Annotated in this window: 7 protein-coding genes and 6 tRNA genes; 7 read left to right on the forward strand and 6 right to left on the reverse strand. The window is 36.3% G+C overall.

The window, feature by feature from the left end; all coding sequences use genetic code 11:
• Positions 1 to 184: 184 nt before the first annotated feature.
• The 7 genes from DB729_RS08875 (at position 185) to DB729_RS08905 (ending at position 5644) form a co-directional block, all read left to right on the forward strand.
• Positions 185 to 595 (forward strand): hypothetical protein, encoded by a 411-nt coding sequence (locus tag DB729_RS08875; RefSeq protein ID WP_033583894.1) that lies wholly within the window; start codon positions 185 to 187, stop codon positions 593 to 595.
• On the forward strand, positions 588 to 827 hold the full coding sequence (locus DB729_RS08880; protein WP_033583892.1) for a hypothetical protein: 240 nt from the start codon (positions 588 to 590) through the stop codon (positions 825 to 827). Before DB729_RS08875 ends, DB729_RS08880 begins: the two co-directional genes overlap by 8 nt.
• Positions 824 to 2263 carry an FtsK/SpoIIIE domain-containing protein gene (locus DB729_RS08885; protein ID WP_109289447.1) on the forward strand — a complete coding sequence of 480 codons (1440 nt, stop codon included), beginning with the start codon at positions 824 to 826 and terminating at the stop codon, positions 2261 to 2263. The genes DB729_RS08880 and DB729_RS08885 overlap by 4 nt, the downstream gene beginning before the upstream one ends.
• Positions 2264 to 2434: 171 nt before the next feature.
• Positions 2435 to 3793 (forward strand): Rep family protein, encoded by a 1359-nt coding sequence (locus DB729_RS08890; protein ID WP_033583888.1) that lies wholly within the window; start codon positions 2435 to 2437, stop codon positions 3791 to 3793.
• Between the two features lie 58 nt (positions 3794 to 3851).
• Positions 3852 to 4118 carry a hypothetical protein gene (locus DB729_RS08895; protein WP_033583886.1) on the forward strand — a complete coding sequence of 89 codons (267 nt, stop codon included), beginning with the start codon at positions 3852 to 3854 and terminating at the stop codon, positions 4116 to 4118.
• Positions 4112 to 4453 (forward strand): DUF771 domain-containing protein, encoded by a 342-nt coding sequence (locus DB729_RS08900; RefSeq protein ID WP_425275806.1) that lies wholly within the window; start codon positions 4112 to 4114, stop codon positions 4451 to 4453. Before DB729_RS08895 ends, DB729_RS08900 begins: the two co-directional genes overlap by 7 nt.
• Positions 4454 to 4504: 51 nt before the next feature.
• A complete protein-coding gene (locus tag DB729_RS08905) occupies positions 4505 to 5644 on the forward strand; it encodes a tyrosine-type recombinase/integrase (RefSeq protein ID WP_109289449.1) in 1140 nt (379 codons plus the stop codon).
• Positions 5645 to 5718: 74 nt separating this feature from the next.
• Here the strand turns inward: DB729_RS08905 and DB729_RS08910 are convergent.
• From DB729_RS08910 to DB729_RS08935, 6 genes are all read right to left on the reverse strand, one after another.
• Positions 5719 to 5802: transfer RNA gene (locus DB729_RS08910), tRNA-Leu, on the reverse strand.
• Positions 5803 to 5811: 9 nt separating this feature from the next.
• A tRNA-Gln gene (locus tag DB729_RS08915) sits at positions 5812 to 5883 on the reverse strand.
• Positions 5884 to 5896: 13 nt separating this feature from the next.
• Positions 5897 to 5969 (reverse strand) — tRNA-His (locus DB729_RS08920).
• Between the two features lie 14 nt (positions 5970 to 5983).
• Positions 5984 to 6054, reverse strand: a tRNA-Trp gene (locus tag DB729_RS08925).
• An 11-nt stretch (positions 6055 to 6065) separates the two neighbouring features.
• Positions 6066 to 6146: transfer RNA gene (locus DB729_RS08930), tRNA-Tyr, on the reverse strand.
• A 17-nt stretch (positions 6147 to 6163) separates the two neighbouring features.
• A tRNA-Phe gene (locus DB729_RS08935) sits at positions 6164 to 6236 on the reverse strand.
• Between the last annotated feature and the right edge of the window lie 23 nt (positions 6237 to 6259).

A 6259-nucleotide genomic window follows, 5' to 3' on the forward strand; every position in this document is an offset into this window, starting at 1 on the left:
TTATTATAAGTACAAGATTATTATAACACAAAAAGTTATACATGTGAAGTGTTTAACTTTCTGTTTTTTATACTATTGTCGTATAACTTTTTTGTGGTAAACTAGTATTGTAAATAAAGAACGTTCAACTATTTACAAAATAATTTTATTAGAAACCTTCCTATATTGGAAGCGGAGAATTATCATGTCTACATTTAATCAAATCGTATCAAATGCTAATAAGTCTTCTGAAGAGACTATCAATGTCACAGCAGTGAATCTAGGTTCAGTTGCAACACCTTACAAAGAGTACCTTCGTGATAAGAACGGACAAAAGGTTAAAGATAATCGTGGTTACGATAAAAAAGAAGATACAGCTTCAAAGCTTAAATACCAATTTGCAACAGTTGGTCAAGAATGCAAGACTGTAACTTTGTTATCTCCAATTGATCAGCCTCTTTCTATTGAACCATTAGTGGTTTATGAAATTACCGCATATGGATACTCATTTAAGAATAGCGGATACTGGTTGACTGAATTGGTAAGTGCTAAGCCACTATTACAACTCAAAGAAGTCAACGTGACACGGCCAACAGGAGGTCAAACAAATGGATAATATTCATGAAGAACTAGCAGACTTGTCAGCTGATGATCTTCCTCGTGAAGTTCGAAACCTGTTCGCAAGCTATTTACGCACAGAAGACAAAGAAATCATTAATGATTTTATCAATCTAAGCCTAGCTTATTCAAACGGTCGCTATACAGATTTCATTCGGACATACATGTATTTTGAACTATTGCGTCAGAAAATGTGGGCTGAAATGGAAGAACTCTGTAAGAAGTTATGATTAGATATCGTTTAAACTCTCACTTGGGTTACATGATGCGAGCTTATCCTAGTTTAGTAACCCTGCTTCAATTCTTTGGAGCAGGCTTACTTATCACAGGATTTGTTGGCGAATGGTTGATGAGGAAAGCAGTTGAACTAGAGCTGATTATGGCTCACAGTAGATGGGCATTCTATCTCATGATATTTGGCTCAGCTGTCTTGCTTCTCGTTAATGGTTCATTACTCTTGCGTTTCCTTTATCGTGTTAAAGCAGCGGATTCATTTTCTCAATATCGTCAATTAAGATTGATAGAGCGTCAGGCTCACAAAGCATTGAAAGATTCGGCAACTGCTAATCGCAAAGTCGGCAGCAAATTCATAGATGTTTCAAAAGCGACTGCGTGCTTCTCGAAGCAAAGCAGGCGCATTACAGTTACTATCAATAAATTAGCTGACCAAACTACTGATGATTTAGAAAAATTTGCGGACATGCTTTCAGCGTGTTTAATAGGTAAAAATCGGTCTTTGATCGTCCTTGATTACTGGTTATCTGAGGATAATACAGAATTTGTCTATTTGCTTGATGATATCGTAGAAGCTAAAGCAAGACAGCTGACGCCAAGACGAATCACAGAATTAAAACCAGCTAATGATTTTGAAATTACAGTTGAAAAAGACTTGACCTTTTCATTGCTGCAATCTCCTCATTTATTATTGGTCGGAAATACAAATAGCTCCAAAACAACGTTTTTAAAATCTATGCTTGCACAGGTATTCATGTTCAATGAAGATGTTGATCTGACAATCTTTGATGTAAAGTCAGAGTTCAGTTCGTGGAGCTTTTTACCTAAAGGTACAATTATATCCAATAGTGAAGAAATCCTAGCTTATTTTGAAACTTTACTTGACTTAGTCATCAAGCGTGAACAACAAATTGCTCAATTATCCGCGAGGGAAGATATTACTGGTGCAACTTTTGTCAATTTTGGCAAAGAGATGCGAATGAAGCTCTGCATTATCGAAGAGTACAGTGCAATGCTTTCAAGCATCACTGATACCAAAAAGCGAAAAAGAGTACAAGATTTAGTTTTATCTATCGTATCTCGTTCACGTAGTAGTGGAGTATATATCTGTATCTGCATGCAGCAGCCTAGATCTGAATTGCTTTCTACTGCTATCAGGGACAATTTAGGGGTTCGCATCTGTCTTTCAAATGGTGCTATTACAGATGAACTAGCTCGCATGGTCTTCGGAGAAACAGATAATATTGACAATCATGCTCCACGATTCAGTGCTTATATCATGACATCAGACATTAAATTCTTTAAGCCGAGACGCTTTTGGAATATTAATATGCACAAACATGGACTTGAAAAGATTAGCACATTTGAAAAAGCATATCTGTACGGCATTAAGAAACGAAAAGCACAGGGACAATCCACGTCTAATCCTTAACTTTTGGAACAACATTTGAATCTGTGTTGTGCCAAATTTTGAACCCTATTTGATATTTTTGGACGCCACATTTTTCTCCGTCTGTGGCGTCCAAAAAACAATCAAATCTATCTTAACAAAATGACACATCACAATCATTTTGTGTCAAAAAAATACAAAGGAGACCTCAACATGGTTAAAAAGAAAGCGATTGATCCAAACACTCGCAAACGTAAATTCTTTGGTCAAATTTCTTATGAATATGAGAAAAACGCTGATCCTAAGCTCAAAGAATGTGATTTCAAAAAATCGATTGATAAGCGTATCAAAGCACTCTGTAAACATGATGAAGATGTTTACTACTATATCTATCATGATAAAGATAAAAAAGAAGACGGAACACCTAAATGCCTGCACGTTCATTTCGTTATCATTTTCAAGCATGCTCACAGCTATCAATCCGTTTATAAATCGCTCCAGATTTCACGTGAGGAAAATCTTGAATTTGTACGGAGCGTAATCAAAGCTTGTAGATACTTGACACATAGAAATGAGCGAAATATGGCTGAGGGGAAATATCCCTACAATGTTGACGAAGTTATTCAATCACCGAATGGCAATTATATCAACTCAATTACGGGGGAAATCAAAAACCATAACAAAGAACAATCTGATGATGGCTCGGAAGTTGATGAGTATTGCTTAGATCTTAGCTATCAAATTTCATCAGATGGATTACTACCACTAGAAGCAAAAAAAGATTTGTTTGAACAATTCACTCAACGAACCGCACAAAAGGCATGGAATCAAAATAAACGGCAATTTGAAGAAAACCGCTTAGAGTACATTCAGAAAGAGTTTGAACGTATGAGTCGTGGGGAACGTAACCATAACGGAATCTATATACAAGGATCAGGTAATAGCGGAAAATCATTTCTAGCACGACTTATTGCGGAACAACATGACAGATTAGGTGCTCATATACCTTCAATAAATAAAAAACGCTTTGATTTAGGTTCGGGCTACAAAGGTCAAAAAACAATGATCATCAATGAATTTGATGCATCATGCGGCATGTCATATCGTGAGCTCTTTCAAATTTTAGAACCGAATTCAGCCAATCAGCTCAGTTCACGTTTTAAAGATGCCTATATCATCAATGATTTAACGATTATGACCAACTCAGAATCATATTTTGATTGGGTTGATGCTTGGTTTCCTAAAAAGAGAGAATATCATCAGTTGATGCGGCGTATTCGCTATATCTTAAAAATGTATCATGACGACTACAACAAGCTCAATATTGAATTATGGTACTACAATTCAATCCGTGATTTAAAAGAAAAAGCAAAGTTGCAATTTCAGAAAATTAAGGTTTGGAAGTTAGAACCTATCACAAAAGATTCTGAAGATGAATTGACTCTGATAGCTCAAGAATTATTAGCAGAAATCCAAAACAATCACATTAATTCTAAACAAACCAAAAAAGTTGCCGTAAAATCTACCGACCAAAGTGATTCAAACGACAACCCAAAAAATCTAGAAGATTAGTCAAGTAAGCTAACTTCTTACTTGATTATCTCATATCATGACAATGAGGTAAAGCAAAATGATAAAAATAACAACAACTGAACTAATTTACCTATTATTTGAAATTGAACAAATCGAAGCAGCACTTGAATATGAAACAGGATTCAACTGCTATGACTACTTTTTAACTGACATTCTTATGATGAGCTCTGAACAAGTTTTAGAATGTTTGAATTCTCAAAAGGACAATCCAAGGTGGTTGATGAACCGCTTAATGGATTTTGTCAGTGAGTATTTCAACATCCAATATCAGTATGAGCCTACAAACGAAAGGAATACATTATGATTACACAATTTGAATTAAAACTCAATCCTATTACAATACAGCTGCCTAAAAGCCATATTATCATTTCTAAAGATGATTATGATCATTTAACAAAGGAAGCCACACAAGGACGTTATTTGACCTTAAATGAGGTTTTAGAGATGCTTTCTGTGTCTCGTCCATGGTTATTAGAAAACGTTCTATACAAGCCAACCATTCGCTCAAAAATTGATATTGACAAGAACAAAGATGGATTTGTGAAATATCCTCAAAACCAAGGCGGACGTTACTATTTTTTAGCAAGTAAAGCCAAAAAATATTTTGAAGAACATTTTGCAGAAATTTTTGATTTGTGATATGATAACCAAGATAATATCTTGGTTATCGCTTTTAGAAAGAGGTAATCAATGGCAATTTCATATAGAAAAAGAGGTAAAAATAAAACTTGGGATTATCGAATCTTTGATAAGAATAAAAAGGTAGTCGCATCTAATTCTGGATTTAAAACCAAGCGTGAAGCTGAGATTGAAGCACTTAGCATTGAAATAAAATTAATGCAAGGGGCGATCATAGACAAAAATATTACTTTTTATGGTCTATGGGAAAAATGGTTAGAACTGACTGTAAAACCACTTGGCAAAGCTGATACAACCATAAATAAGCATATGATACGTGGAAAATTCATCAAAGCACAATTTGAAGATAAGCCAGCGATTCAGATAAAAGCTAGTGAATATCAAGCTTTTATCAATAAATACGCTGAAACAAATTGTCGTGATAACGTAAGTAGAATGAATGCGGAAATCCGAAATGTCATTATCTTTGCTAAACGTGATAAGCTTAATATGGAAGATTTTACAGAAGGTGTTATTTTATCTGGTCGTCCTCCTAAGAAACGTAAAGAAGATAAATATATTCATAGTTTTAAGGATTATCAAAAACTGGTCAGTTACTTAGAAGAAAACTTAGATTTATCTACATCAATCATCCCACACTTACTATTGATCCAACTAAAAACTGGACTCCGTGCAGGAGAAGTTGCAGGATTGACTTGGGACTGTATTTTATGGAATACTTCAGAAATTAAAACATATCGTCGATATGATACCGTTCGTCATCGCTGGTCAAAAGCAAAAACAGACGACTCTATCCGAACCATCCCCATTGATGAGGTTACATTAGCAGTTCTTCAGAAATTAAAACAAGAACAAGAAGTCTTCATTGAGAATGGTGCCATTGCAAATGATGAGAATATGATCTTCATTGATATAAAACATAATATGGTAACCAATGCAGGCATTAATAAGCACTTAAAACAAATTTTAAAAATGTTACGTATCTTCCCTAATAATATGACAAGTACAGGGTTACGCCATACCTACTGTTCAACCATGTTAGCAATGGGCGTTGACATTTGGGCTGTATCGAAGCTAATGGGACATAAAGATATTACAGAAATCACTGAAACATATGGTCATCTAATCAAGGAAAAAGCTGAAATAGAGAATAATAAAGTACGCAATGTTTTAAAGAGTTTATCTAAGTAGGACTTCGGGTGACCAAAAGTTGACCAAAAAGCAAAAGAAACGCTGTTAAATAAACGTTTCTCAAACTTAAACTATACCGGCGGCCGGGGTCGAACCGGCACGTCCTTGCGGACACTGGATTTTGAGTCCAGCGCGTCTGCCAATTCCGCCACGCCGGCAAATAGTAACTGGGGTAGCTGGATTCGAACCAACGCATGAGGGAGTCAAAGTCCCTTGCCTTACCGCTTGGCTATACCCCAATAATATAAAATAGGCGAGTGATGGGGATCGAACCCACGCATGCCAGAGCCACAATCTGGTGTGTTAACCACTTCACCACACCCGCCATAATCATATTAACACGGGCAGTAGGAATTGAACCCACACTGAAGGTTTTGGAGACCTTAGTTCTACCTTTAAACTATGCCCGTAACTAAAGCAATGGAAGGGGAGGGATTCGAACCCCCGAACCCGAAGGAGCGGATTTACAGTCCGCCGCGTTTAGCCTCTTCGCTACCCTTCCAAGTTATAAATAAAATATGGCGCGAGACGGAATCGAACCGCCGACACATGGAGCTTCAATCCATTGCTCTACCAACTGAGCTACCGAGCCAATATTGCGGGAGCAGGATTTGA

It is taken from the genome of Streptococcus halitosis (assembly GCF_003143695.2).
Taxonomy (GTDB): Bacteria; Bacillota; Bacilli; order Lactobacillales; family Streptococcaceae; genus Streptococcus; species Streptococcus halitosis.

What these genes read in the sequence shown, in the direction of transcription:
- DB729_RS08905 (WP_109289449.1), top strand. Translation starts at nt 4,505, where the DNA reads ATGGCAATTTCATATAGAAAAAGAGGTAAAAATAAAACTTGGGATTAT.
- DB729_RS08880 (WP_033583892.1), top strand. Translation starts at nt 588, where the DNA reads ATGGATAATATTCATGAAGAACTAGCAGACTTGTCAGCTGATGATCTT.
- DB729_RS08895 (WP_033583886.1), top strand. Translation starts at nt 3,852, where the DNA reads ATGATAAAAATAACAACAACTGAACTAATTTACCTATTATTTGAAATT.
- DB729_RS08875 (WP_033583894.1), top strand. Translation starts at nt 185, where the DNA reads ATGTCTACATTTAATCAAATCGTATCAAATGCTAATAAGTCTTCTGAA.
- DB729_RS08885 (WP_109289447.1), top strand. Translation starts at nt 824, where the DNA reads ATGATTAGATATCGTTTAAACTCTCACTTGGGTTACATGATGCGAGCT.
- DB729_RS08890 (WP_033583888.1), top strand. Translation starts at nt 2,435, where the DNA reads ATGGTTAAAAAGAAAGCGATTGATCCAAACACTCGCAAACGTAAATTC.